Consider the following 24,050-nt stretch of genomic DNA (forward strand, 5'->3'; position numbering starts at 1 on the left):
CTATTCGGGGTCGGGCGCGCTGGCATACAGCGCCGTGGCCGGCGCGCTGGTCAGAAGCTGGTACGCCTCGAACTGGGCCAGCACATCGGCCTGTATCTCCTCCCGCCGGAAGCCCATGACGTCGTAGCCACGACTGTTATCGGAGAAGAAGGTGCGGGCAAGCCAGACCTGCGAGCGCTTCCGCTCCGGCCGTGTCACCTCGGCAGCCGAGAAGGCGACGGCCAGATGCGTTTCCGGATGGACGCCGTACTGGAAATTGCGCGTCGCGCTGGACGTGACCGTCAGCATGACGCCGCCATCGTCGGGCGAGCGGATGACATCGGCATCGACCCCGCGCACGTTGAGCGCATTCTTGACATCCTGAAGAGCCGGCTCGACCGTCTTGTCGATGAAGCGCAACACGTCGTCCCGGGTCGGGTCTGTCAGCATCCACTGCAGGCGCTCCTGCCAGTTCATGCTGCGTGCCGGGATGGCCGGCCGCGCATGCTTGCGCATGGTCGCGCGGGCGACATCCGCCTTCATGCCCTTGAGCAGGCCGAAAGAGAGCAGCAGGAGGATGATGGCAAAGGGCAGCGCGCTGATGAGCGTCATCGTCTGCAGGGCCGTCAGCCCGCCGGCCAGCAGCAGCAGGGCGGCGACCAGCCCCTCCAGCCCGCACCAGTAGATGCGCTGCCAGACCGGCGTTTCTTCGGTGCCGCCCGACGCGATCGTATCCACCACCATCGATCCGGAGTCCGACGAGGTCACGAAGAAGACGGCGACGAGGATGATACCGAGCGTCGAGGTCAGGGCCGTGAGGGGCAGGTACTCGAAGAACTGGAACAGCGCCACCGAGATATCTGCGCCAACCGCTGCTGAAATGGCGCCGTTTGCCACCCCCATGTCGAGGCTTATCGCGGTGTTGCCGAAGACGGCCATCCAGAAGAAGGTGAAGGCCGAGGGGACGAAAAGAACGCCGACGACGAATTCGCGCACTGTCCGCCCGCGTGAGATGCGGGCGATGAACATGCCGACGAAAGGCGACCAGGAAATCCACCAGGCCCAGTAGAACAGGGTCCAGTTGCTGACCCAGTCTCGCGGCTCGTAGGCGTAGAGCGTGAAGGTACGCTCCAGGATCGTATCGAGATAGGTGCCGATATTCTGCACGAAGGCGCGGAAGATGAATTCCGTCGGGCCCATCACCAGCACGAAGAGCATCAGGATGATGGCAAGGATCAGATTGCCTTCCGACAGTCGGCGGATGCCGACATCGAGGCCGGAGACCACGGACAGCGTCGCCATGGCGGTGACGACGACGATCAGGATAACCTGGATCGTCGCGGTCTGCGGCACACCGAGAAGGTAGTTCAGGCCCGCATTGATCTGCAGCACGCCAAGCCCCAGCGAGGTGGCGATGCCGAACAGGGTGCCGCAGATTGCGAAGATATCGACGGCATGGCCCAGCGGTCCGTTGATCCGCTCCTGCAGCAGCGGATAGAAACCGGAGCGGATGGTCAGCGGCAGGTTGTAGCGAAACGAGAAGTAGGCCAGCGACAGACCGACGACGGCGTAGATGGACCAGGCATGCACGCCCCAGTGAAAGTAGGTGATTGCCATCGCCTGACGGGCTGCCTGGAAGGTGCCGGGCGAGGCTTCCGGCGGCACGGAATAGTGCAGGATCGGCTCCGCCACCGCATAGAACATCAGTCCTATGCCCATGCCGGCGGCAAACAGCATCGCAAGCCAGGTCAGATAGGGATAATCCGGGTCGGCATCGTCACTGCCCAGCTTCAGGTCGCCATAGCGGCTGATGGCAAGGTAGAGCGCAAAGAACAGGAAGATGCCGACGGACAGGAGGTAGAACCAGCCGAACGTGTCCAGCACCCAGGCTTGCGCTGTCTTGAAGATCCTGTCCGCGTCTGTCGGGAAGACGATGCCGATCATCACCATGACGATGATAATCGCGCTTGAAATGAAGAAGACGGGTTTGTTGATGGTTGTCGTCTGGGCGCTCATGCCGATGCGGAAATCCTGTATTCGGGCCAATGCCAATTGCGGCGAAATGGGGGCCGGCCAGACGACACCTAGGGCATAATGATAGAGGACAAGTGTGCGCCGCATGACGCGGCCCGCGAAAGCCGCATCAACCCGTCCAGTTGACGTGCTTTGCCAGAAGGGTCGTCGCCAGCTCGGACCGGCCCGTTCGCAGTGCGTTCAGGATCGCCTTATGGTCCCGGTCGGTCGGGGCCTCCCACTCTGCCCGCCAGCCGGAAAACAGAAACCGCGCGCTGGCGGCCTGCAGGTCGTCGATGGAGCGTAGAAGGCGGGGCATGCCGCACGGCTCTATCAGCGTGCGGTGGAAGCGGCGGTTACACTCCTCCCACACATGGACGTCGCCCGCGGCCTCCGCTGCCTGGTTTATCTCTTCGGCCCGATCCAGGATGGCTCGGGTCAGATGGGGGATCGCGTGCCGCAGGGCCAGCGCCTCCAGCGCAGCGCGCATTTCGGCCACTTCGCGCACCTCGGCCCGCGTGAAGCCGGCGACGCGCACGCCGCGCCGCGGCACGCTTGCCACAAGGCCCCGCGCTTCCAGCCGCCGGAACGCCTCCCGCACCGGCACATGGCTGGCCGAGAATTCTTCGGCCACATGCTCCTGCCGCAGCTTTTCGCCGGCGTTCAGCACACCGGCGACGATGCGCTCGGCCAGCGTCCGCTCGATGCGTGCGGCTATGGTTTCACCGGTACGAGTCGTCATGCTTTGTAGATAAATGTCGCCAATGCGGTTGTCACCTCGGCGGCACTCAAATAGGGCATCCACTTTACGTTGTGCCCGCAGTGGATCGGGCCACTGGCTTACAGGAGTTGGAATGGAAGGATTCGAGCAAACGTTGGGGGCGGGCACTCTCTTGTCCATCGCGGCAGGGGCGATCGCGCTGCTGCTCGTCCTGATCATACGGTTCAATATTCACGCCTTCATCGCGCTGGTCCTCGTCAGTCTGCTGACGGCACTGGTTGCCGGCATTCCGACCGCCGCCATCGTCCAGACGCTGACTGCGGCCTTCGGGTCGACCCTTGGCGGGGTGGCGCTGCTGGTCGCACTGGGCGCCATGCTTGGGCGTCTCCTGGAAATTTCCGGCGGCGCGGAATCGCTGGCCAACGCGCTGGTGGCAAAGTTCGGCGAGAAGCGCGCGCCGCTCGCGCTTGGCATCGCATCCCTGATCTTCGGTTTTCCGATCTTCTTCGATGCCGGGCTTGTCGTCATGCTGCCCGTCGTCTTCACGATTGCCCGCCGTCTCGGCGGCGGCCTGCTGCTCTACGGCATGCCGGTGGCGGCGGCCTTCTCGGTGATGCACGTCTTCGTGCCGCCGCATCCCGGGCCCGTCGCGGCATCCGAGCTGCTGGGTGCGGACGTCGGCATGCTGATCGTGGTCGGACTGCTGGTTGCCGTGCCGATCTGGATCGTCGCGGGCCAGATCTTCGGTCAATGGATCGGCCGTCGTATCGTGCTGCCCGTGCCGGACATCCTGTCCGGCGGCCCGCGCGAAGACAGCGCCGACCCGGCGCCGAAGCCCTCGACCGTAATCCTGCTTCTGCTGTTGCCGCTGCTGCTGATCTTCCTGAATACCGGTCTCGACTATGCGCGTGCCGCAGGTTGGGTCGACGGGGAGGCCGCCTGGTTCGCGCTGGCGCGCACCATCGGGGCGACGCCCGTCGCGCTGCTGATCTCCGTTCTTGTCGCCGTCTACGTCATCGGCATCCGGCGTGGGCAGGACGGCAAGAAGATCGAGGGTATCCTCGATTCGGCCCTGGGCCCGGTCTGCTCGATCATCCTGATCACCGGCGCGGGCGGCATGTTCGGCGGCGTGCTGCGCGCGTCGGGCATCGGCGACGCGCTTGCCTCGGCGCTGGACGGCATCGGCATGCCGTTGTTCGTGGCCGGCTTCATCATCTCGACGGCGCTTCGGATCGCGCAGGGGTCGGCAACGGTTGCGCTGATCACCTCTGCGGGCCTTGTCCAGCCTGCCGTGGCCGCCGCAGGCTATGGCAATGTCGAACTGGCAGCCTTCGTCCTGTCCCTGGCGGCCGGGTCGGTCATGCTCAGCCATGTCAACGATTCCGGCTTCTGGCTGGTGGGCCGATTCTTCGGAATGGACGTCAAGACGACGCTGAAGACCTGGACCGTGATGCAGACGATCGTCGGCCTGATGGGCTTTGCCATCGCCGGGCTGATCTTCTGGATCGCCTGATTTTTAAGGAGCGGCCGGGTCTGCCGGCCGCTCCATATCACTTGCCGCTTGTCGATCGGCGGCCTCGCGGGCATCGACAGGGCATGAGCGATCCATCCATCGGCCTTGTCCTTGCCGCCACCTTCCTGATCGCGGGGCTGGTGACAGGCGCGACCGGCGTTTTCGTCATTCCGGCGGTTCCGCGTCTGCAGGCGCTCGGCTTCGAGCGGGACGATCTGGTGCAGGCGCTTTGCCTGTCATTTACCGTTGCGACCGTCGCTCGGGCGCTTGGGATCGGCATGCATGGCGGATTGGAGTTCGGCAACATCGGCCTGTCGGTGCCGGCGGTGCTGCCTGCGTTGGCCGGCATGGCGCTCGGACAGGCATTGCGCAAGCGGATCAGCCCCACGGCATTTCGACGCGGATTCCTGGTCTGTTTTCTGCTGCGGGGCAGCGAGATGCTTGTGCGAGGCATCTAGTCCTGAAGGCGAAGCAACCTTCGTCGCTTCGCCCAGCCGGCCGAGCCGACTGACGCTTGTGCCTCGCAGAGGCGCCATCAGTGGACTTGACGTCGGCAGATGCCTCAGCTCAGCGCACCACCATCAACGGTCAGAATCGTGCCGGTGATCTGCCGCGCGGCGGGTGAGGCCAGGAAAGCAACTGCCGCTCCCACATCCTCGGGCTGGCCAAAACGGCCGAGCGGCATCAGCGAGCGCTGGAAGTCGGCGGATTCGCCGTCCTCCGGGTTCATCTCGGTGTTGGTCGAGCCCGGTTGCACCGTGTTCACGGTGATGTCGCGTGGCCCCAGCTCCTGTGCCAGCCCACGCGTGAGCGACTGGATCGCCGACTTTGTCATGTAGTAGACCGTGCCAGGAGATCCGACGATCCGCTCCGCCCCGGCCGAGCCGATATTGATGATCCTGCCGCCGGCGGGCAGATGCGGGATCGCGGCCTTCGATGCCAGGATCGGCCCACGCACGTTGACGGCCAATTGCGCGTCGATATCCTCGACCGGGTAATCGGCGATCGGGCTGAAGCGCGCGATGGCGGCGTTGTTGACCAGAATGTCCAGCCCGCCCAGCTTTTCTGCCGCCTCGTCCACGGCGCGCTGGATCGCGGCAGGGTCGCCGCTATCCGCCTTTATTGCAACGGCCTTGCCACCCTTGCGGGCAACGGCCTCCACCACCTGTGCCGCACGTTCTACCGAGTGCTCATAGGTGATGGCGACAGCCGCGCCTTTTTCCGCAAGCGCCAATGCGATCGCCGCGCCAATGCCGCGTGATCCGCCTGTCACCAATGCACGCTTGCCAGCCAAGTCTGTCATCTTCGTAGCCTTTATGTATCAATCGATACAAAAATAATTGGGATGTTGCTAATGCCTGTCAATAGATTATATATCGATTGATGCAAAAAAAGCCGACAGCGACGAAAGATGTTGGCTGCCCAAGCCGTGTGCGCGGTCGCCCGCGCGCGTTCGACCGCAAGGCAGCGCTGGATGCCGCAACAAGACTGTTCTGGAAGAAAGGCTATTCCGCCACGTCGATAGCCGATCTTACCACGGCAATGGGCATTGGCTCGCCCAGCCTCTATGCTGCGTTCGGCTCGAAGGAGCAGTTGTACGCCGAGACACTCGACCATTATCGCCAAGAGAACGAGGCGACGGTGTGGGGTGGCTTCCTTGCATCGGACACCGCACGCGGTGCCGTCCAGGCTTTCCTGATGGACTCTGCCGCCGGGCTCAGCCAGGCCGTAGCCGGCTGCATGGTGACGCTGTCGTCGGTTGGCTGCGAGGGAAATGCGGAGCTTGGCGCATTGGTCCTGGCAGCCCGCAATACCGCGCTCGAACGGTTGGAGGCGCGGCTGCGGCGCGGCGTAGAGGATGGAGAGATTCCGGACACGGTCGACGTCCACGGGCTCGCCCGCTTCGTCCAGAGCGTTCAGAACGGCATGTCTGTGCTTGCCCGCGACGGAATAACCCGCGCCGAACTGGAACGCATCGCCGAGACCGCAATGTTGGGCTGGGACGCTCGCGTTGGCAGCTAGAATCTGGAGATACTGCCCGCCCGGCTGATCTGCGAGACTTCAGATGAATGGTGCGGGTGGTCGGGGTCGAACCGACACTCCTTTCGGAACCGGATTTTGAGTCCGGCGCGTCTACCAATTCCACCACACCCGCACGGTGTGCCTTGCCGGATATGCAATCGATTCCGGCAGGGACATGCCCCTATACGATAGCTTCGTGCGCATTTCCAGATGCCGCTTTGCAGGATAAGCGCGGCGTCAAATGGTTTCGGGTTGGCGCAGGAGCGTCAAGGCATCGACGAACCGGTCGACGCCGGCGGCAAGCGGCCCGCTATTGTCGATACGCACATGAAGCCGGGCAGAGGCCGGGACATCCAACGGCACCGCCCGTGCCAGCCGCGCATCCACCTGCTCCTCCGTTTCGCGCCCGCGCGCCAGAAGTCGGGCGCGCAGGATGTCGCCAGGCGCCGTGATCTCGATGACGGCCAGGCACGGAAACAGCTTCGAGGCGGGGGCCAGCGCCCGGCGCGACAGGTTGGCGACCGCGATGCCACCGGCAAGCGTATGCGCCAGTGCCGAGGCGGGCAGCGCGTAGGAAAGATCGTGCGCGCTCCAGGACAGGCAGAACTGGCCCGTCGCGTCCGCTGCCCGGAACGCGTCCGGCGTCATTGCTTCGTTGTCTTCGCCCGGTCCTTCTGTCCGCGTGATGACGCGCCGGACGAACATGATGTCATGGGCTCCGCCCGTCCTTGCGGCAACCGCCGCCAGGACGGTGTCCTTGCCGGCCCCGCTGGGGCCCACCACGGCGACGAGGCAGCCTTTCGGATCACGCAACGCGCATGCCCTCCCGCCAGACCCCGGCGACGATGGGAGGCTCGCCCTGCATGGTGCGTATGCGGACCATATCCGCCCGAAGGCCAGGCGCCAGGCGTCCCCGGTCGGCCATGCCCGCCGCCTTGGCCGGGGTATCGGTGACGAGGGCGATGGCATCTGGCAGGCTCATGATATCGTCGTCGGCAAGAAGGAACGCGGCCTGCAGCAGGCTGAAGGGGACGTAGTCCGACGACAATATGTCGAGATGGCCGCTCTCCACCAGATCACGTGCCGATATATTGCCGGAATGGGAGCGTCCACGCACGACGTTGGGTGCCCCCATCAGGACGCTCATACCGGCCTCATGCGACAGACGGGCGGCCTCGCGCGTCGTCGGGAATTCGGCAAGCTGGATACCCAGTTCGACACCCTCCGCCACATGCTCGGCCGTTGCGTCGTCATGCGATGCGATTGGAATGGCCCGCTCGCGACAGCGCTCGGCCAGGCTGCGGCGGTTGGGTGCGGAATAGGCGGCGGACTCCGCCAGCCGCCGCTCGCAGAAGCGATGGAAGTCGGCATCGCTCATGCGGCGCTTGCCCTGGTAATAGGTCTTGTACGCATCCAGGCTGACGAATTGCCGCTGCAACGGGGCGTGATCCATCAGCGAGGCCAGACGGACACGGCCGTTGCCGGCAATGGCATCGAACTCGTCCACGACATCCGGCACGGATACCTCGCAACGCAGATGGATATAGTGGTCTGCCCGCAGGCGACCGGCGTCCATCGCCGCATCGATGGCACCGGCCATCTCGCGCGCGTCCTCGCCCTTCAGTTCGGTATCGCCGTCGAGGCCGACGCGCAATGCATCGAAGACGGTGGTTATCCCCGAAGCGGCGATCTGCGCGTCATGCGCCTGCAGCGCCGCCATGATGTTCCAGCGCACCTTGGGTCGCGGCACGAAATGGCTTTCGACATGGTCGGTATGCAGCTCGACGCAGCCCGCAACCAGCGTGTCGCCGCCCAGATCCTCTCCGTGGACGGCACCTTCCGAGATGTCGGCGATGCGACCGTCGCGAATTTGGATCGCGCCATGCACGATCCGGTCTCGAAGGACGATCCGCGCATTGCGCATCACTGTTTCATGGGTCACGGAACAAACTCCGGCTGGGGCGCGCGGACGGCGAGGGGGCAGCGTGCGGCCACGGTGAAGGGGGCGCCCGGATAGGGCTCGATGAACAGGGCCAGCGCGTCGAATGTCAGCCTGTCGCGCAGGAAGGGAGCGAAGCGTCGCTTCAGATGCATGAGCAAAGGCGTGCTTTCTGCGCCAAGCGGCCCCGTCAGCGTCATGTGGAAATGGAAATCGTCCAGCACATGCGGGTAGCCGAACCTGTCGAGGTTTGTGCGCTGGCGTTCGGTCAGCCGGCCGGGCAGGCGCTTCTGCCGCTCGTCTTCCGTCATCGGCGCACGAAACGGATCGAAATGGCGTACCGTGTCGGTGGCGAGCGCATCGAGGGCGGCGTCCGCGGCAGCCGGCACCAGGGCAAGGAACCCGCCCGGCATTGCCTTGACCTCCAGCGGCGGCAGGGGGAAGGCGGCGCGTCCGGATGCGAAGTCGGCGAGCGCGTTGGCGAGCATGCCGAGATCGCGTCCCGCCGCAAGGCGAAAGGGCGCCTTGATCGTCGCGTGGAAGCCGTATCGCGCCGGCGCCGCAACCGTTGGGTCGATCCCGACATCGGGCGCGCGGGAGGGGCCGCCGGTGTACGGATTGCGCCCGAGCCATTCCGCCGCGGCGAGCGTGAGGGGGGAATCCGCCGCGGGCGTGTAGTAGAGAGCGGCCCGCATCAGATCACCATCCGGCGCAGGCGCTGCGAGATGAGGTCCATGATCGACACGGTGACGACGACGATGATCAGGATGGCCGCCGTTTCGGCGTAATAGAACCCGCGCACGACCTCGAACAGGACCTGTCCTATTCCGCCGGCTCCGATGAGGCCGAGCACGGTTGCGGAGCGGATATTGGATTCCAGCCGATACAACGAGAACGACATCCACAGCGGCAACACCTGCGGAATGACGCCGAAGATCACTTCCTGCACGCGGCTTGCACCGGTGGTGCGGATTGCCTCTATCGGGCGCGGGTCCACAGCCTCGACCGCTTCGGAAAACAGCTTGGCGAGAACGCCGGTCGTGTGGACGAAAAGGGCCATGACGCCGGCGAAGGGGCCGAGGCCGACGGCAACCACGAACAGGACGGCGAAGACCACCTCGTGGATGGCGCGGCACAGGTCCATCAGGCGTCGCGTCGGCTGCAGTACCCACCACGGCACCATGTTGTGGGCCGAGAGGATACCGAGCGGTATGGAAAATACGACGGCAAGGAACGTGCCCCAGATCGCGATCTGGATGGTGACGAGCATCTCCTCGAGATAGAAGCGCCAATCGGCGAAATTCGGCGACAGGAAGCCGTGAAGATACTCCGCCATGTTGCCGGCATCGGTGAAGAGATAGGGCCAGCGCTCCATCTCGGCGGGGCCCCAGCTCCAGGCGAGGGCCGCGACCACGCCGGCGGCAAGCGCCGGCATCTGCCAGCGGGCGCCTTTGGCCATCTGCGCCGGGGATACGGCCCGGGTCCCTGTCATGTTCGCGCTTTCGCTCATCTTCGATCCTTTCCGCGGGCGGCGACGGCGCGTCGCCGCCCGCTTCGGCTTGAAACCGGTCAGCCCTGCGGCGCGGCGGCCAGCTTTTCCTCGAAGGTCTTCTTCATCGATTCCAGCTCGGCGATGCGGGCGGCGCGCGCTTCTTCCGACAGGCTGGTGTCGGAGCGCGCCTGGCCGATGGCCTTCTCCGCTTCCATTACGCGGATCGGCAGCAACTGGTCGTCGGTGGATGCGCGGAACGGGGCCCATTGCAGCCCGGCGAGCACGGCGCGCTCGTGGGCGACGTCACCGGTGGACTGGTCGGTGCCGTAGGTGAGCATGAAGTCGCGCACCTTCTGCTTGGTCTCGTCGGACAGGTCCTTGCGCCAGACCAGCGGATCGGACGGGATGAGAGGCGAGCGCCAGATTTCGCGGATATTGGCGAAGGAATCCGGGGAATTCGCCTCGATCAGGGCCATGGATTCGGTGTTGTTGGCAGCGGCGTCCAGTTGGCCCTTGGCCACGGCCATCGCATTCGTCTCATGGTTCGCGTTCGTCACGTTGCGGAAGCAGGATTTCGGGTCGATGTCGCGCGCCGAGAAGACGAAGGTCATCGGCACGAGGAAGCCGGAGGTGGAGTTGGGATCGCCAAGTCCGAAATTGACGCTCTGGTCGCATTTCAGGAGGTCGTCCACCGACTGGATGGGCGAATCCTTGGGTACGATGATGACCGACCAGTAGCCGGGATCGCCGTTTTCCGCGACGGTCTGGGCGAAGACCTCGCCGTCGGCGCGGTCCACCGCCTCCATGGCGGATTTGTTGCCGTACCAGGCCATCTGCACCTTGCCGAAGCGCATGCCCTCGATGACGCCGGCATAGTCGGAAGCGAAGAACGGCTTGATCGTCAGGCCGGTCTTCTCGGCCATGTCGTCCAGGAAGGGCTCCCAGTTCGTGCGCAGATTCTGCTGCGACTCGGTGGAGATGATGCCGAAATTGATATCTTCGGCCAGCGCGCTGGTGCCCGCCATGAGGGCGAGCGAAAGGCCCGCAATGCTTTTCATGATCGCGTTCATCTGATTGCTCCAGTTGTATCTTTGTCAGGCGGGTTCGGGGACGCGCCTTGCGTTGCGCCATTGGGCCGGGGTGGGCCGTGGGGCGCGTGCGGACTCTGCCGGGCTGTCCGGCAGGACCAGCTCTTCCGAGGCAGCGCCGTAAAGCTCTGCCAGGAAGGCATTGGAAAGCGCGGTGGACGGGCCGTCATAGACGATGGCCCCGTCGCGCATCGTGATGGTGCGGGGGCAGTAACGCCGCGCGTATTCCACCTGATGCAGCGAGACGAGGACGGTGATCCCCTCGCGCGCGTTGATGTCGGCCAGGACGTCCATCACGCGGCGCGCGGAAGATGGGTCGAGCGCGGAGATCGGCTCGTCGGCGATCAGGATGCGCGCGCCCTGCATGAGGGTTCGGGCGATGGCGGCGCGCTGCTGCTGCCCCCCCGACAGGGTGGAGGCGCGCTGCCGGCCCAGATGTCCGATATGCACCCGCTCCAACGCGCTTCGACCCAATGCGCGCTCCGCCTTGTCGAACAGGCCGAGCGTCCCGCGCCAGCGCGGAATACGCCCGAGGCAGCCGATGAGTACGTTCGTCAGCACCGACAGGCGGCCGACGAGGTTGAATTGCTGGAAGATCACCGAGATATCGCCGCGCATGTTGCGCGACTGCGTGGACAATCGTCCGCCCTGCTGCGTCGTCCTGCCGAAGACGGTAATCCGGCTTTCGGCGCCATCACCCTTTTCAAGCCCGGCGATATGGCGGATCAGCGTGCTCTTGCCCGATCCGGAAGCGCCGATCAGGGCAACCATTTCGCCGGGCGCGATCGCCAGGGAAACGGTATCCAGAGCCTGCGTCGTGCCGAATCGCTTGGACAGGCGCGCGACTTCGATTGCGTGCATGGAAGAATCCTCTTGCTACGGCAGGGAAACTGAGGGTTGAGGATCAGGCGGTGATGACGGCGGGATGAACATTCGATGACATGGCCTGGCCGGTCGAAAGCGGCGACGTCCGCGCCGAAAAGCCGGACACGTCGACGATGCGCGTGGCCACTGCATCGCGGACCGGCCGGTCGTGGAAAATGCCCAGTATGGCGACGCCACTTCGCATTTTCTCCACGATCATGTCGGTGACGACATCGCGGTTGGCCGCATCCAGCGATGCCGTCGGCTCATCCAGCAGCAGCACGGGGTGGTCGGTGATGAAACCCCGGGCGATATTGACGCGCTGCTTCTCGCCACCGGAGAACGTGGCTGGCGGCAGGTCGTACAGGGCGTCCGGCAGGTTCAGCCGCCGCAGCATGGTACGGGCCCGGCCGCGGGCCTCCTCGACCAAAACCCCACGTGCAACCAGAGGTTCGGCGACGACATCGACGGCCCCGATACGCGGCAGGGCCCGCAGGAACTGGCTGACATATCCGATCGCGTCGCGGCGGGCGGCCATGATGGCGCGCGGATCGCCCTGCGCAATGTCCACGACGCCATGCGAGGTTGCGAGGCGGATGGAGCCGGTATCGACGGCGTAATTGCCGTACACCATCCGCAGGATCGACGACTTTCCGATGCCGGAAGGGCCGCCCAGGACGACGCATTCTCCGGCCGAAACGTCGAATCCGACATTGGCGACGACCGGCAGCACGATGCCGCCGCGCAGATGCATCACGAAGCTCTTGCCGACGCCGCGGACGCTGAGGGCGGGTTGCTGGAGAGACATGGGTCAGCTTTCCAATACGGAGGACACGAGAAGCTGCGTGTAAGGATGGCGGGGATCGTCGAGCACCCGGTCCGTCAACCCGGACTCGACGATCCGTCCGTCCTTCATCACCAGCATGCGCTGCGACAGGAGACGGGCGACCGCCAGATCGTGGGTGACGATGATGACGGCGAGGCCCAGTTCGGCCACCAGTTGCCGCAGAAGGTCCAGCACCCGGGCCTGTACGGAAACGTCGAGCCCGCCTGTCGGCTCATCCATGAAGACGAGGCGCGGATGGGTGACGAGGTTGCGGGCGATCTGCAGCCGCTGTCGCATGCCGCCCGAAAAGGCGGACGGCCGGTCGTCCATCCGCGAGGCGTCGATCTCGACACGCCCGAGCCAGTCCTCGGCGGTGCTGCGCAGTTGCCCGTAATGGCGATGGCCGACAGCCATGAGGCGCTCCCCGACATTGGCGCCGGCCGATACCGCCATGCGCAGCCCTTCTGCGGGGTTCTGGTGGACGAATCCCCAGTCCGTGCGCATCAGCAGGCGGCGCTCCGCCTCTGAAAGGCTCTCGATGTCGGCAAGGCGTCCGTCGCGCAGGCGGTAGAAGACCTTGCCCGCGCTGCGCGGCATGCGTGCAGAGATGCAGTTGAGCAGCGTCGTCTTGCCGGAGCCCGATTCCCCCACGATCGCAAGGACCTCGCCCGGCCAAAGGTCGAAATCGATATCGGTGCAGCCGATGAAACTGCCGTATCTTCGCTCGAGTCCGCGCACGGACAGGATGGGTTCCTCGGTCATTCGGCAGCCTCCGCGATACCGTTGGCCGGCCCGACATGGCCCGCTGCGATCCGGCTTTCGCAATGGTCGGTATCCGAGCAGACGAACATCCGCCCACCCGTATCGCTGGTCAGGATCTCGTCGAGATACACGCCGGTTGCGCCGCACAGCGCACATCCGCCGGCGAATTTCTGGACGGTGAAGGGGTGGTCCTCGAAGTCGAGGCTGCGGACGCGCGTGAACGGCGGCAGCGCATAGATGCGCTTCTCGCGTCCCGCGCCGAACAGTTGGAGCGCCGGTGACATGTGCATTTTGGGATTATCGAATTTCGGGATGGGCGAGGGGTCCATCACGTAGCGCCCCTCGACATGAACGGGGTAGGCATAGGTGGTGGCGATATCGCCGTGGCGGGCGATATCCTCGTACAGCTTCACATGCATGAGGCCGTATTCTTCCAGGGCATGAAGCTTGCGTGTTTCGGTTTCCCGAGGCTCGAGAAAGCGCAACGGTTCGGGAATGGGCACCTGGTAGACGATCGTCTGCCCGGCCTTCAGCGGCGCCTCGGGTATGCGGTGACGCGTCTGGATTATGGACGCCTCCGCGGTGCGCGTCGTGGTGGCGACGCCGGCGGTGCGCTCGAAGAAGGCACGTATGGAGACGGCGTTGGTGGTGTCGTCGGCACCCTGGTCGATGACCTTCAGCCGATCGTCCGGACCCAGGATCGCCGCCGTCACCTGCACGCCGCCGGTGCCCCAGCCGTAGGGCATCGGCATTTCTCGCGCGGCGAACGGTACCTGGTAGCCGGGAATGGCGATGGCCTTCAGCAGGGCGCGGCGGATCATCCGCTTCGTCTGCTCGTCCAGATAGGCGAAGTTGTATTGCGGCAGCACGCTCATTCCGCGGCCTCCCGATCCTGTTCCCGAAGGCGGCGCAGAAGTTCCAGCTCGGCCTGGAAGTCGACGTAATGGGGTAGCTTGAGATGTTCGACGAAGCCGGTCGCCTGGATGTTGTCCAGGTGCTCCATCACGAACTCCTCGTCCTGCGCCGGGGCCTTGCGGTCTTCCTCGAACTCATCCGCGCGCAAGGCGCGGTCCACAAGGCTCATGGACATGGCCTTGCGCTCCGACTGGCCGAAGGCGAGACCATATCCCCGCGTGAAGCGCGGCTTCCCGCCATCGGCGCCCTTGAACTGCGACACCATCTGGCATTCGGTCACACGAACCTCACCGATTGCGACGGCGAAACCAAATTCCGGCAAATCCACCTCGACGGTCGCGAAGCCGATGCGCACCTCGCCTACGAAGGGGTGCGTGCGGCCATAGCCGCGTTGCGTGGAGTAGCCGAGAGCGAGCAGGAACCCTTCGTCGCCCCGCGCCAGTGCCTGCAGGCGCCGGTCCCGCGTCAGGGGAAACGCCATCGCCTCGCGGGTGATGTCGCCGGGCGCCGCGTCGCCCGGCGGCCCGTCCGGCTCGATCAATCCGTCGGCGCCGAGAAGGTCGGTAACGCGCGAGAACGTCTCGTCATCGTTGGGCTGGCGCGTTTCCGGGGGCGGCACGGGTGCATCGGATGCCATCTCCGGATCGATCAAGCGATGGGTGTAGTCGAAGGTCGGGCCCAATATCTGTCCGCCCGGAATATCCTTGAAGGTGGCGGATACGCGGCGTTCTATGCGCATGGACGCAGTATCGAGTGGACATGCTGCGGCGAGGCGCGGCAGCGTCGTGCGATAGGCGCGCATGAGGAAGATCGCCTCGATCAGGTCGCCGCGCGATTGCCGCACGGCCATCGCCGCCAACTCGGGGTCGTAGAGCGAGCCTTCGGCCATGACCCTGTCGACGGCGAGCGACAACTGGCCTGCGATCTGCTCCAACGTCAGGGCAGGTATGCCGGCATCGCCGCGCCGACGCGCAGCCATCAGCCGGTGGGCGTTGCGGATGGAGGCTTCGCCTCCCTTGACGGCGACGTACATCAGGCCACCTCGCGGATACGGGTTGTGCGGGGCAGGGCCATGGCTTGCGACCCACAGACGAGGATGAGATCGAAGCCCAGTGGAAACAGGCTGCGATTGGCCGCCATTGCGGCAACGAAGCCGGGCGGCAGCCCGGCGATGCGCACACGCCGGCTCGTTTCGATGCCGGGTCCCGCGAGGTCCAGCGTGGCGCCCTCGTCGAAAGCCTCGACGGCCAGGAGCACGGTGGACGAACGGTCCGGATAGTCCGCCGTGCCGATGGCGAAGTCGCCGAACGAAAAGGTCAGGCCGCAGGGAAAGCAGGCAAAGCTGGCCATGGCCGCAGTCGACGCAAGCGGTGCCCCGGTGTGGAAGGCCAGCCATGCTGCGGCGTCAGCCTGGATGTCGGCGTGGAAGAAGACCGGCGTTTCATGGTCGCACAGAGTTGCCAGCAGCGCCGCCATGGCAGGTGGAAGGCCCGGCCCATAGGCCATCCCATCCAGGCAAACGCCGGTCCCCGGCTGGGCGAAAGCATCCATGATGCGCCGGAAAACCGATTGCGCGTCATAAACCGGACTACGAAAGCCGCCATCGTGGATAGTGTCGGCAAGGGGCGTCATTCGTCGTCTCCGCGAACCATTGTGAAGAAATCGACCCGGGTCGCCTCCGCCTCCGACCGCTCGTTGCGCACAAGGGCCCGGCGCGCGTCGATGGCGGGATCTATCAATCGGGCCTCGACGGCCTCACGATAGGCGTGCGTCTGCCAGAGGGCGTCCACATGCGCCGCCCTCGTGCTGCGCTCCGCATGCCGGCCCAGCAGCATGGAATGCCCGACCGTTCCGTCCGCCAGGCGCACCGAAGCACGGGTGACGCTGGCTTCGCCGAGGTTGAAAGCGGCGCCGGCGCCACCGATCCGCCCACGCAGCATCACCGAGCCGATCTCCGGCCCGCGCAGCGTCTGCGCGCATGGCATGTCGGCCGACAGCGCCTCATAGAGCTGGTCGAACCGATCGGGCGGACAAAGGGCGATCGCATCCAGCGCGCGCTTTCTCCGGCTTGTCTCGTCACTCTGCATGTCCATTCTCCAAACATGTCTACTTGTGTATACAAGTGACACTCTGTATCTTCTGAATACGCCATGGCCGATGACGGCTTGATGACACCGGAGGTTTTGTTTGGAGCGGCAGGATGGATTGGCGCGCTGGCGCTGGGTCGCCGACCGGATCGAAGAGGCGATCCGCAATGGGGAGTTCGCCGGGAAGCTTCCGGGCGAGGTTGCCCTGGCCGAAAAATACGGCGTCAACCGCCACACCGTACGACGGGGCATCGCCGCTCTCGGCCAGGCCGGCTGGCTTCGGACCGAGCGCGGCAAGGGCACCAGCGTCGTGCGTCTGGAAGAGGCGAAAATCCCCTATCCGATCGGCACGCGAACGCGCTTCTCGGAGAATATGGGGCGGTTGTCACGCAAGGTCGGGGGTCGGCTGATTCGCGCGGAAAGGGTGCAGGACGCGTCTTTGGCCGCAGTGCTCGGCTTGCCGCCATCGGCGGTCCTGCATCGCCTGGAATGCCTGTCGGTGGTGGATGGCGTGCCGCTTTCCCTGGCGACGAACTGGTTGTCGGCCAAGGACTATCCCGGCATCGTGCACGCTTACGCCGAAAGCGGCTCCATCACGCAGGCCCTGTCGAGCGAAGGGCTGGTCGACTATGTGCGTTCGGAGACACGCGTTACCGCCGAGCCGGCCGGACCGGACGACGGGGAATTGCTGCACTGCGCATCGCAGGCAATACTCCTGATTACCCGTTCGATCGACTCGACGCCGGAGGGCAAGCCGGTCCAGATCGTTCGTACCCGTTTTCCGGCCGACCGCATGGAACTCGTTTTCGGCCCATCCTAAGCTTTTTTCCGCAGCGCGAGGAAACCCCATGAGCTTCGATCTCGTCATCCGCAACGCAACCCTGCCGGACGGACGGCGCGGCATCGACATCGCGGTCCGCAATGGTCGGATCGAGGCCGTCGAAGCAGGCGTGGACGGCGAGGCGGGGGAGGTGGTCGATGCGGGAGGACATCTGGTCTCGCCGCCCTTCGTGGACATCCATTTCCACATGGACGCGACGTTGTCGCTTGGCATTCCGCGCCTGAACCGCAGCGGGACGCTTCTGGAAGGCATCCAGCTATGGGGGGAGTTGAAGCCGCTGTTGACCAGGGACGCGGTCGTGGAGCGGGCCATGCGCTATTGCGATCTTGCGGTTTCGCAGGGGCTGCTTGCGGTCCGCAGCCATGTCGACGTGTGCGATGACAGGCTGGTCGGTGTGGAGGCGCTGCTCGAAGTCAGGGATGCGGTCCGCGACTATCTGGACCTGCAACTCGTGGCTTTTCCCCAGGACGGCCTGTTCCGCAATCCGAATGCGGAAGCAAACCTGTTGCGTGCGCTGGACATGGGCGTGGACGTCGTTGGCGGCATCCCGCATTTCGAGCGGACCATGGAGGCCGGCGCCCGGTCGGTCACGCGGCTCTGCGAGATCGCCGCGGAGCGGGGCCTGATGGTGGACCTGCATTGCGACGAGACGGACGACCCGATGTCCCGTCATATCGAGACGCTGGCGGCCGAGACCGTGCGCCTCGGACTCCAGGGCAGGGTGGCCGGTTCGCACCTGACCTCCATGCATTCGATGGACAATTACTACGCCTCCAAACTGCTTCCCTTGATCGCGGAGGCGCAAATCCATTGCGTGCCGAACCCGGTAGCCAATATCGTGCTGCAAGGCCGGCACGACACCTATCCGAAGCGACGGGGCATGATGCGCGTGCCGGAGTTGTGGGCGCTGGGCGTCAATGTCGCTTTCGGACAGGATAGCTGCATGGACCCATGGTACTCGATGGGCAATGCCGACATGCTGGATGTCGCGCATATGGCGGTCCATACCGGGCACCTGACCAGCCGCGACGCCGTCACGAGGTGCTTCGATGCGGTGACACGCGCCGGGGCAGCCGCCTTCGGGCTGGAATCCTACGGGCTGGAGAAGGGGTGCCACGCCGATCTGGTGATGCTGGATGCGGCGGACGCCATAGAGGCGGTGCGCCTTCGCAGCCCGCGACTGCGCGTTTACCGGCGGGGCAGGCTGGTCAGCCGGGCCGAGCCGCGCCGCGCCGAGTTGAGCCTGCCGGGCCGACCCGCCATAGTGGCGCCCTCCGCCTACGCACCGCCGCTGGGCTGAGCGTTCAAGCGTTCAATTGCCACAAGGCGCCATTAAGCAGGCTGGCAAAGGCCACCCACGCGACATACGGCACGAAGCACCAGGCGGCACGGCGCTCCACCGTCCACGCACGGACGGTGAAGGCCCCGGCTGCGGCCAGCATGCCAAGGGCAATCCCGAGAGCCGGCCCCAAAAGGTTTGCGCCGAAGAAGACCGGTGTCCATACGAAGTTCAGGCCCATCTGCAGGAACCATAGCGTCAGCGCCGGTCGATCCCGCTTGCGCCAGACGAGCCATCCGGCGATGCCGATGAGGACATAGAGCAATGTCCAGACCGGTGCGAAAATCCAGTTGGGTGGGTTGAACCACGGCTTCTGAAGGCCCTCATACCACGCGCCGGGAACGTTGTTCGCGCCGATCAGGAGCCCGCCGCCCACGGCGATCAGCAGGAAGATACAAAGGGAAACGTATCTGGGAGTCATCGGCCACCTAACTCTGTGCAACCCGGAATATCGCTGTGTCGTTTGTTCGGGACCAGGAAGAAAGAGGCGCTCCCGTGACGAATTGCAAGATCGCCGACAGGCCGCTTCTCGTCCTGCTTCACGCCTTCGGCTCGAGTCGCAATGCGTGGAACGAGATCGCACCGCATTTCGAAGAGGTATTCGATGTCTTCGCGCCCGACCTGCCGGGCTTCGGAAGCGCGGCCGACCAGGGCGCGCGCAGCGTCGAAGACACTGTCACCGCGCTGGCCGGTGAGATCGCCGACCGTGTGGGCCCCAAAGGATGGATCGCAGCCGGGCACAGCATGGGCGGCAAGTTTGCCACCATCCTCGCATCCGGAAGGACAGGCGGGCTGTCGCCGGCACGCGGCGTTCTGCTTCTGGCAGGGTCGCCCCCCTCGCCGGAGCCGATGGGCGAAGACAGGAGGGCCGAAATGATCGGCTGGGCCCGGGATGGACGGATCGACGAAAGCGAAGCCTCCGCGTTCGTTTCGGCCAATACCGGCTCGCCCTTGCCGACCGAGGCGGCAAGGCTTGCCGTGGCGGACGTCATGGCAAGCTCGGCCGACGCATGGACGGCATGGCTGGAAACCGGCAGCAGGGAGGACTGGTCGGGAAGGGTCGGCGGGCTCGATATGCCCTGCGCGATCCTCGTCGGCTCTGAAGATGGCGATCTCGGTGAAGCCGGCCAGAGGGCGACGAACATGACCGTCTATGACGATGCCGAACTGTCGGTAGAGGCGGGCTGCGGCCATCTGCTGCCGCTTGAACGGCCCGCCGCCGTGGTGGCCGCCCTGTCGGCACTTCAGCGCCGCGCCGACATGGCGGGGGCCCCGATCGCATCGGACGGGTCCGTCGGCGCCCGTTCAGCATAGCGCTGCGCCATCCAGGCACAGGCGAAGAGCTGGATCTGATGGAAGAGCATCAGCGGCAGGACCATCATGGCGAGGGCAGGGCCCGGCATGAGGATACCGGCCATCGGAATGCCGGTCGCCATGCTTTTCTTGGAGCCGCAGAAGACGATGGCGATCTCGTCCGCGCGGCTGAAGCCGAGCTTCCGGCTTGTCCAGGTGGTGGCCAGAAGGACGATCAGCAGGATGACGCAGGACGCCAGCACCGTCAGCGCGAGGTCCGACCAGCCGATGCTGGACCAGACACCTGCGTTCATGCCCTCGCTGAAGGCGGCATAGACGACCAGCAGGATCGACAGGCGATCGACGAAGGCCGTCAGCGGCCTGTGGCGCGTCAGGAAGGCGCCGATCAGCGGACGCATCGCCTGCCCGGCGGCAAACGGCGCCAGGATCTGCAGGGCGATCTTCTGGATCTGGTCGAGGCCGAAGCCCAATCCGCTGGAGTGCATCAATGCCATGACCAGAAGCGGCGTCACGACCACTCCAACGAGGTTGGAGAGGGACGCGCTCGTCAGCGCGGCCGGGACATTGCCCCCGGCTATGGAGGTGAAGGCGATGGAGGATTGTACGGTCGAGGGCAGCAGCGTCAGGAACAGGATGCCCGCCACCAGCGGATCGGACATCACCGGCCTCAGCACCAGGACGGCGAGGAGGCCGAGAAGCGGAAAGACCGCGAAGGTGAACAGGAAGACGAGCCCCTGGAGGCGCCAGTGAAGCAGTCCCTGCCATACGGCCTTCGGCGAAAGCCGTGCGCCGTACAGGAAGAACAAGAGGGCGATGGCGCCGTAGACGACCCACTCGAACATCTCCGCCGCCTGGCCCCGCGCGGGAAAAACGACGGCAATGGCCACCGCGCCCAGAAGAAGAAGTGTCTGACGATCGATGGGTAGGCGCAGGCGCATGATGGTCCAGCCGTTCGTGAGATTGATAGCAGGTGTAACGATAGTTACGCCCAATGGCCATGCGATCACGTTTCCGTCAAGGGTCCATGTCCGACGCGGCGGTGCAGCGCGGCATCGTTGGTCGCCTAAACAACGATCTTGTCGCGCCCGGACCAATTGGTTACCGAATTTACCGGGGAACACGACATGCGCTCCACGATCCCGGCAGGCCGGCTTGAGCAGGGAGTACTGCATTGAGAGGCATTGCAGAACGCGTCCACGCACGTGTGACCGTTCCGATGGTCCAGTGGTTCCTGAAGCCCGATACCTCGACCGACGCGTCCATCGTCGACGATCTTCTGCGCTCGACGTCCGGCGGGGTGGCCGTCGTGATGTTCGGCTGCGTCTGCCTGACGCTGCAGGTGGCGATCTACGCGTTTCACCGCCCGGCGCAGGCCATGGCTTTGCTGCTGCTGGTCATGGCCGCGTCCTCGGCGCGCATGCTGGGCCTGCATCGTGCGCGCAACGGCATGGCCGCATCCGGTATCGTCGTCTTGACGGGGATCGCCTGGGCATCGACCGTCGGGCTCGTCTGCGCGCTCTGCATGCTTACGGGTGAGATCGTGCTGACGACGGTCGCGGCACTCACCATGACGGGATTTGCCTTTACGTCGGCCTATAACAATGCCGGCATACCGCGGCTGGCCCGCGCGCAGGTGCTGATCGTCAGCGTGCCGTTCCTGCTGGCCAGCGTGTTTACCGGCATCCCCGAAATGCCGGTCATCCTGGCCCTCGGCCCGATCTGGATTCTGGGCATCATGTATCTCGTGAATGGCATTCACAGGAGCGTCGCGGCAACCATCACCACGCAGAAGCACAATGCCTTTCTTGCCATGAACGACGACCTGACGGGACTGGCGAACCGGCTGTCCATTCTCCGCGCCCTCGAGGACATGGCGCGGGATGCGATGGCCGATGGCCTGCAGGAACGTCCGTACGTGCTGTATCTCGATCTCGACGATTTCAAGCCGATCAACGACAGGTTCGGGCACCAGATGGGGGACCTGGTGCTGCGCACGGTCGCCGGCCGGCTGCGCGATGCCGTCGGCGCATCCGGCCGCATCGGCCGCGTCGGCGGCGACGAATTCGTCGTCGCCCTGACGCCGGCAACCGCCTGCCAGGCCGCGGAGGTTGCGGCGCGGCTGGGCGAGGCCGCCCGACTTCCCGTCGATCTCGGCGGTGGACGCGTCGTGCGGATCGGCGCGACCATCGGCGGGGCATCGGTCGGCAGCGCCGGCGTCGATGCCGCCCTGGCGCGGGCGGATGCACGGCTTTACGAGGGAAAGCGTCAGGGCGGCGGCGTCAGCCGGTTCGATTGACGGCAACGCGCGCGGCGAATTCGGCGATGAAACCGGCCATGAACTCCTCCGCAAGGGGCGCAAGCGCGGTGAATGACGGGGTGATGATCGCCCATTCGAACAGGATGGCCGGGCGGAACGGCCGCACGACCAGCCGTTCCCCGGCATAGTGATCGGCGGTGAACGGGTCCACCAGGGTACAGCCGATGCCCTCGGCCGCCATGCGGCACGCCATCATCGTCAATGGCGATTCGACCCGGATCCGGGGCTGGACGCGATGGGCGGCGAACACGCTGGAGATCGTATGCTCGATCAGCGATGGCGCTGCCAACGTGATGAAGTCCTGCTCATGCAGGTCGGTCGCATGGATCTCGTGCCTGGACGCCAGCGGATGGGCGCGGGGCAGGGCGACGACTGCCTTGAAGGGGGCAAGTGGCGTCGTCTTGACCGCGGTGCTCTGGAACTGCTCGTGGACGATGGCGAGATCGCATTGGCCGGACGACACCCAATCGAGCGCCAGCGGTGAAGTCGGACCCAGCACGGTGATTTCCAGCGTTGGCCGCGCGGCCAGGAACCGCGCTGCGAAGGCCGGCAGGAAGTCGACCGCCAGCGCCGGCAGGCCGGCGATGCGCAGCCGGCCAACCCGACGCTCGCGCAGATCCGCCGCCTGCCGCTCGATCCGCTCCAGGCCCTGAAACGATCGCTCCACCTCGCGATACAGCGTGATCGCATCGCTGGTCGGGACCAGCTTGCCGCCCCGCCGCTCGAACAGGGTTAGCTGCAACCGGTATTCGATGTCCTGGATCAGGCGCGTCACGGCGGGCTGCGTCAGGGACATCAGTTGCGCGGCGCCGGTTGCGGAGCCGGCCAGTATGACCGCGCGAAACGCCTCGACCTGCCTATGAGTGATCATAACATTTGCACATGGAACGGCCCGAAAATCTGATCTGACGTATAGAGCCTAATTTTAGAACGTTGCCAAGTGACGTAATTCTGAACAGGACGCAACAATGAGCAAACGAGCGCGTACGACCCTCTTCGCCTCCGTGGCGATTTCCTGCATGACGATGGCCGGCGCTGCCGGCGCGCAGGAAAAAGTGCTGTATGTGGCTGCCTATGGCGGCTCGTACGAGCAGACCTTGCGAGAGAAGGTGTTCCCGAAGTTCCAGGCCGAGCACAACGTTCGGATCGAGTATCTGGCCGGAAACTCCACCGATACGCTCGCGCGCCTCGTCGCCATGCGCTCCAACCCGCAGGTGGACGTCGCCATCATGGACGACGGGCCGATGTACCAGGCGCTCGCGCTTGGCCTGTGCCGCGATCTCGACGATGCGCCGATCTTCGCCGATCTCTTCGATACGGCCAAGGTCGAGGGCAACCAGGCCACCGGTATCGGCGTCGTTGCCACCGGGTTCATGTACAACAAGGACTACTTCGCCGAGCAGGGCTGGGAGGCTCCGACCTCGTGGGCGGACCTGCGCGATCCCAAATATGCGGGCAAGCTCGTCGTGCCGCCGCTGTCCAACACCTATGGGCTGCACGCGCTGGTGATGCAGGCCGAGCTCGACGGTGGTGACGAGCGCAATATCGACCCGGGCTTCGCCGCTTTCGCCGACACCATCGACAGCAACGTCCTCGCTTACGAGCCGTCTCCCGGCCAGATGACGGCGCTGTTCCAGAGCGGGCAGGCCGTCCTGTCGGTCTGGGGCTCGGCGCGCATCAACTCGCTCGCCAACACCGGCTTCCCGGTCGAGATGGTCTATCCGAAGGAAGGGGCCGTCGCGCTGGGCATCCTGGCCTGCCCCGTTGCCGGCAAGAACCAGCCGGAAGCCCAGGCGCTGATCGAGTACATGCTCTCTCCCGAGGTGCAGCAGGAAATCGCACGCGACTACGGCTACGGCCCGGTCAACAAGAACGCCAGGCTGACCGACGAGGAAGCCGCCGGAATCCCCTACGGGCCGGAGCAGGTCGGCAAGCTGCGGGTCATCGACTGGCCGTACGTCAACCCGGTTCGCGAAGAGTGGAATACGCGCTGGACGCGTGAGGTCGAAGGCTGAGCA

Annotated in this window: 26 protein-coding genes and 1 tRNA gene; 8 read left to right on the forward strand and 19 right to left on the reverse strand. The window is 65.2% G+C overall.

Going from position 1 to position 24,050, the window contains the following annotated elements; all coding sequences use genetic code 11:
* Window positions 1–1,995: a BCCT family transporter gene (locus tag IGS74_RS11460; RefSeq protein WP_192391762.1), complete on the reverse strand. Its 1,995-nt coding sequence runs from the start codon at window positions 1,993–1,995 to the stop codon at window positions 1–3.
* A 127-nt stretch (window positions 1,996–2,122) separates the two neighbouring features.
* A complete protein-coding gene (locus tag IGS74_RS11465) occupies window positions 2,123–2,734 on the reverse strand; it encodes a GntR family transcriptional regulator (RefSeq protein WP_192386230.1) in 612 nt (203 codons plus the stop codon).
* A 112-nt stretch (window positions 2,735–2,846) separates the two neighbouring features.
* Between IGS74_RS11465 and IGS74_RS11470 the strand changes: the two genes are divergently transcribed.
* Window positions 2,847–4,226 (forward strand): gluconate:H+ symporter, encoded by a 1,380-nt coding sequence (locus tag IGS74_RS11470; protein ID WP_192386231.1) that lies wholly within the window; start codon window positions 2,847–2,849, stop codon window positions 4,224–4,226.
* Window positions 4,227–4,309: 83 nt separating this feature from the next.
* Complete coding sequence (locus tag IGS74_RS11475; protein ID WP_192386232.1) at window positions 4,310–4,684, forward strand: TSUP family transporter; 375 nt, start codon at window positions 4,310–4,312, stop codon at window positions 4,682–4,684.
* Between the two features lie 104 nt (window positions 4,685–4,788).
* Here IGS74_RS11475 and IGS74_RS11480 read toward each other — a convergent pair whose 3' ends face one another.
* Window positions 4,789–5,529, reverse strand: coding sequence for an SDR family oxidoreductase (locus tag IGS74_RS11480; RefSeq protein ID WP_192386233.1), 741 nt, complete (start codon window positions 5,527–5,529; stop codon window positions 4,789–4,791).
* A gap of 80 nt (window positions 5,530–5,609) precedes the next feature.
* Here IGS74_RS11480 and IGS74_RS11485 point away from each other — a divergent pair, with 80 nt between their 5' ends.
* Window positions 5,610–6,248 carry a TetR/AcrR family transcriptional regulator gene (locus tag IGS74_RS11485; protein ID WP_192386234.1) on the forward strand — a complete coding sequence of 213 codons (639 nt, stop codon included), beginning with the start codon at window positions 5,610–5,612 and terminating at the stop codon, window positions 6,246–6,248.
* 48 nt (window positions 6,249–6,296) lie between these two features.
* Here the strand turns inward: IGS74_RS11485 and IGS74_RS11490 are convergent.
* From IGS74_RS11490 to phnG, 13 genes are all read right to left on the reverse strand, one after another.
* Window positions 6,297–6,381 (reverse strand) — tRNA-Leu (locus tag IGS74_RS11490).
* A 104-nt stretch (window positions 6,382–6,485) separates the two neighbouring features.
* Entirely contained in the window at window positions 6,486–7,061 is a 576-nt protein-coding gene (gene phnN, locus IGS74_RS11495) for a phosphonate metabolism protein/1,5-bisphosphokinase (PRPP-forming) PhnN (protein ID WP_192386236.1), read from the reverse strand.
* Window positions 7,054–8,190 carry an alpha-D-ribose 1-methylphosphonate 5-triphosphate diphosphatase gene (locus IGS74_RS11500; protein ID WP_192386238.1) on the reverse strand — a complete coding sequence of 379 codons (1,137 nt, stop codon included), beginning with the start codon at window positions 8,188–8,190 and terminating at the stop codon, window positions 7,054–7,056. Before IGS74_RS11500 ends, phnN begins: the two co-directional genes overlap by 8 nt.
* The gene (locus IGS74_RS11505; protein WP_192386240.1) at window positions 8,187–8,882 is read right to left on the reverse strand and encodes a DUF1045 domain-containing protein; all 696 of its coding nucleotides are present in this window, start codon (window positions 8,880–8,882) and stop codon (window positions 8,187–8,189) included. Before IGS74_RS11505 ends, IGS74_RS11500 begins: the two co-directional genes overlap by 4 nt.
* Window positions 8,882–9,697: a phosphonate ABC transporter, permease protein PhnE gene (phnE, locus tag IGS74_RS11510; protein WP_039195825.1), complete on the reverse strand. Its 816-nt coding sequence runs from the start codon at window positions 9,695–9,697 to the stop codon at window positions 8,882–8,884. The genes IGS74_RS11505 and phnE overlap by 1 nt, the downstream gene beginning before the upstream one ends.
* Window positions 9,698–9,756: 59 nt before the next feature.
* Window positions 9,757–10,749 (reverse strand): phosphonate ABC transporter substrate-binding protein, encoded by a 993-nt coding sequence (phnD, locus tag IGS74_RS11515; protein WP_039195824.1) that lies wholly within the window; start codon window positions 10,747–10,749, stop codon window positions 9,757–9,759.
* Between the two features lie 24 nt (window positions 10,750–10,773).
* A complete protein-coding gene (gene phnC / locus IGS74_RS11520; RefSeq protein WP_192386241.1) occupies window positions 10,774–11,628 on the reverse strand; it encodes a phosphonate ABC transporter ATP-binding protein in 855 nt (284 codons plus the stop codon).
* A gap of 43 nt (window positions 11,629–11,671) precedes the next feature.
* Window positions 11,672–12,439 (reverse strand): phosphonate C-P lyase system protein PhnL, encoded by a 768-nt coding sequence (phnL, locus tag IGS74_RS11525; RefSeq protein ID WP_192386242.1) that lies wholly within the window; start codon window positions 12,437–12,439, stop codon window positions 11,672–11,674.
* Window positions 12,440–12,442: 3 nt separating this feature from the next.
* Entirely contained in the window at window positions 12,443–13,219 is a 777-nt protein-coding gene (phnK, locus tag IGS74_RS11530) for a phosphonate C-P lyase system protein PhnK (RefSeq protein ID WP_039195823.1), read from the reverse strand.
* The gene (locus IGS74_RS11535; RefSeq protein ID WP_192386243.1) at window positions 13,216–14,094 is read right to left on the reverse strand and encodes an alpha-D-ribose 1-methylphosphonate 5-phosphate C-P-lyase PhnJ; all 879 of its coding nucleotides are present in this window, start codon (window positions 14,092–14,094) and stop codon (window positions 13,216–13,218) included. The genes phnK and IGS74_RS11535 overlap by 4 nt, the downstream gene beginning before the upstream one ends.
* Window positions 14,091–15,167 (reverse strand): carbon-phosphorus lyase complex subunit PhnI, encoded by a 1,077-nt coding sequence (locus IGS74_RS11540; protein WP_192386244.1) that lies wholly within the window; start codon window positions 15,165–15,167, stop codon window positions 14,091–14,093. The genes IGS74_RS11535 and IGS74_RS11540 overlap by 4 nt, the downstream gene beginning before the upstream one ends.
* Complete coding sequence (gene phnH / locus IGS74_RS11545; RefSeq protein ID WP_192386245.1) at window positions 15,167–15,766, reverse strand: phosphonate C-P lyase system protein PhnH; 600 nt, start codon at window positions 15,764–15,766, stop codon at window positions 15,167–15,169. Before phnH ends, IGS74_RS11540 begins: the two co-directional genes overlap by 1 nt.
* Window positions 15,763–16,221 carry a phosphonate C-P lyase system protein PhnG gene (phnG, locus tag IGS74_RS11550; RefSeq protein ID WP_192386246.1) on the reverse strand — a complete coding sequence of 153 codons (459 nt, stop codon included), beginning with the start codon at window positions 16,219–16,221 and terminating at the stop codon, window positions 15,763–15,765. The genes phnH and phnG overlap by 4 nt, the downstream gene beginning before the upstream one ends.
* A gap of 100 nt (window positions 16,222–16,321) precedes the next feature.
* Here phnG and phnF point away from each other — a divergent pair, with 100 nt between their 5' ends.
* Both phnF and IGS74_RS11560 read left to right on the forward strand, forming a co-directional pair.
* Window positions 16,322–17,041, forward strand: a complete 720-nt coding sequence (gene phnF / locus IGS74_RS11555) for a phosphonate metabolism transcriptional regulator PhnF (RefSeq protein WP_192386248.1) — start codon at window positions 16,322–16,324, stop codon at window positions 17,039–17,041.
* Between the two features lie 28 nt (window positions 17,042–17,069).
* A complete protein-coding gene (locus IGS74_RS11560; RefSeq protein WP_192386250.1) occupies window positions 17,070–18,362 on the forward strand; it encodes an amidohydrolase family protein in 1,293 nt (430 codons plus the stop codon).
* Between the two features lie 4 nt (window positions 18,363–18,366).
* Here the strand turns inward: IGS74_RS11560 and IGS74_RS11565 are convergent, their stop codons facing one another.
* On the reverse strand, window positions 18,367–18,822 hold the full coding sequence (locus IGS74_RS11565) for a TspO/MBR family protein (RefSeq protein ID WP_192386252.1): 456 nt from the start codon (window positions 18,820–18,822) through the stop codon (window positions 18,367–18,369).
* A 74-nt stretch (window positions 18,823–18,896) separates the two neighbouring features.
* On the opposite strand from IGS74_RS11565, the gene IGS74_RS11570 reads away from it, so the two are divergent.
* Complete coding sequence (locus tag IGS74_RS11570; protein WP_192386254.1) at window positions 18,897–19,715, forward strand: alpha/beta fold hydrolase; 819 nt, start codon at window positions 18,897–18,899, stop codon at window positions 19,713–19,715.
* Here the strand turns inward: IGS74_RS11570 and IGS74_RS11575 are convergent.
* Window positions 19,646–20,653, reverse strand: coding sequence for a bile acid:sodium symporter family protein (locus IGS74_RS11575; protein WP_192386256.1), 1,008 nt, complete (start codon window positions 20,651–20,653; stop codon window positions 19,646–19,648). The two genes, IGS74_RS11570 and IGS74_RS11575, sit on opposite strands and share 70 nt — an antisense overlap.
* Before the next feature lie 233 nt (window positions 20,654–20,886).
* Between IGS74_RS11575 and IGS74_RS11580 the strand changes: the two genes are divergently transcribed.
* A complete protein-coding gene (locus IGS74_RS11580) occupies window positions 20,887–22,011 on the forward strand; it encodes a GGDEF domain-containing protein (RefSeq protein ID WP_156122435.1) in 1,125 nt (374 codons plus the stop codon).
* Here IGS74_RS11580 and IGS74_RS11585 read toward each other — a convergent pair.
* Window positions 21,995–22,903 carry a LysR substrate-binding domain-containing protein gene (locus IGS74_RS11585; protein ID WP_192386258.1) on the reverse strand — a complete coding sequence of 303 codons (909 nt, stop codon included), beginning with the start codon at window positions 22,901–22,903 and terminating at the stop codon, window positions 21,995–21,997. The genes IGS74_RS11580 and IGS74_RS11585 overlap by 17 nt on opposite strands.
* Before the next feature lie 97 nt (window positions 22,904–23,000).
* On the opposite strand from IGS74_RS11585, the gene IGS74_RS11590 reads away from it, so the two are divergent.
* Window positions 23,001–24,047 (forward strand): ABC transporter substrate-binding protein, encoded by a 1,047-nt coding sequence (locus IGS74_RS11590; RefSeq protein ID WP_246722532.1) that lies wholly within the window; start codon window positions 23,001–23,003, stop codon window positions 24,045–24,047.
* Window positions 24,048–24,050 lie beyond the last annotated feature (3 nt).

This window comes from Aureimonas sp. OT7 (assembly GCF_014844055.1).
GTDB classification, from domain to species: domain Bacteria; phylum Pseudomonadota; class Alphaproteobacteria; order Rhizobiales; family Rhizobiaceae; genus Aureimonas; species Aureimonas altamirensis_A.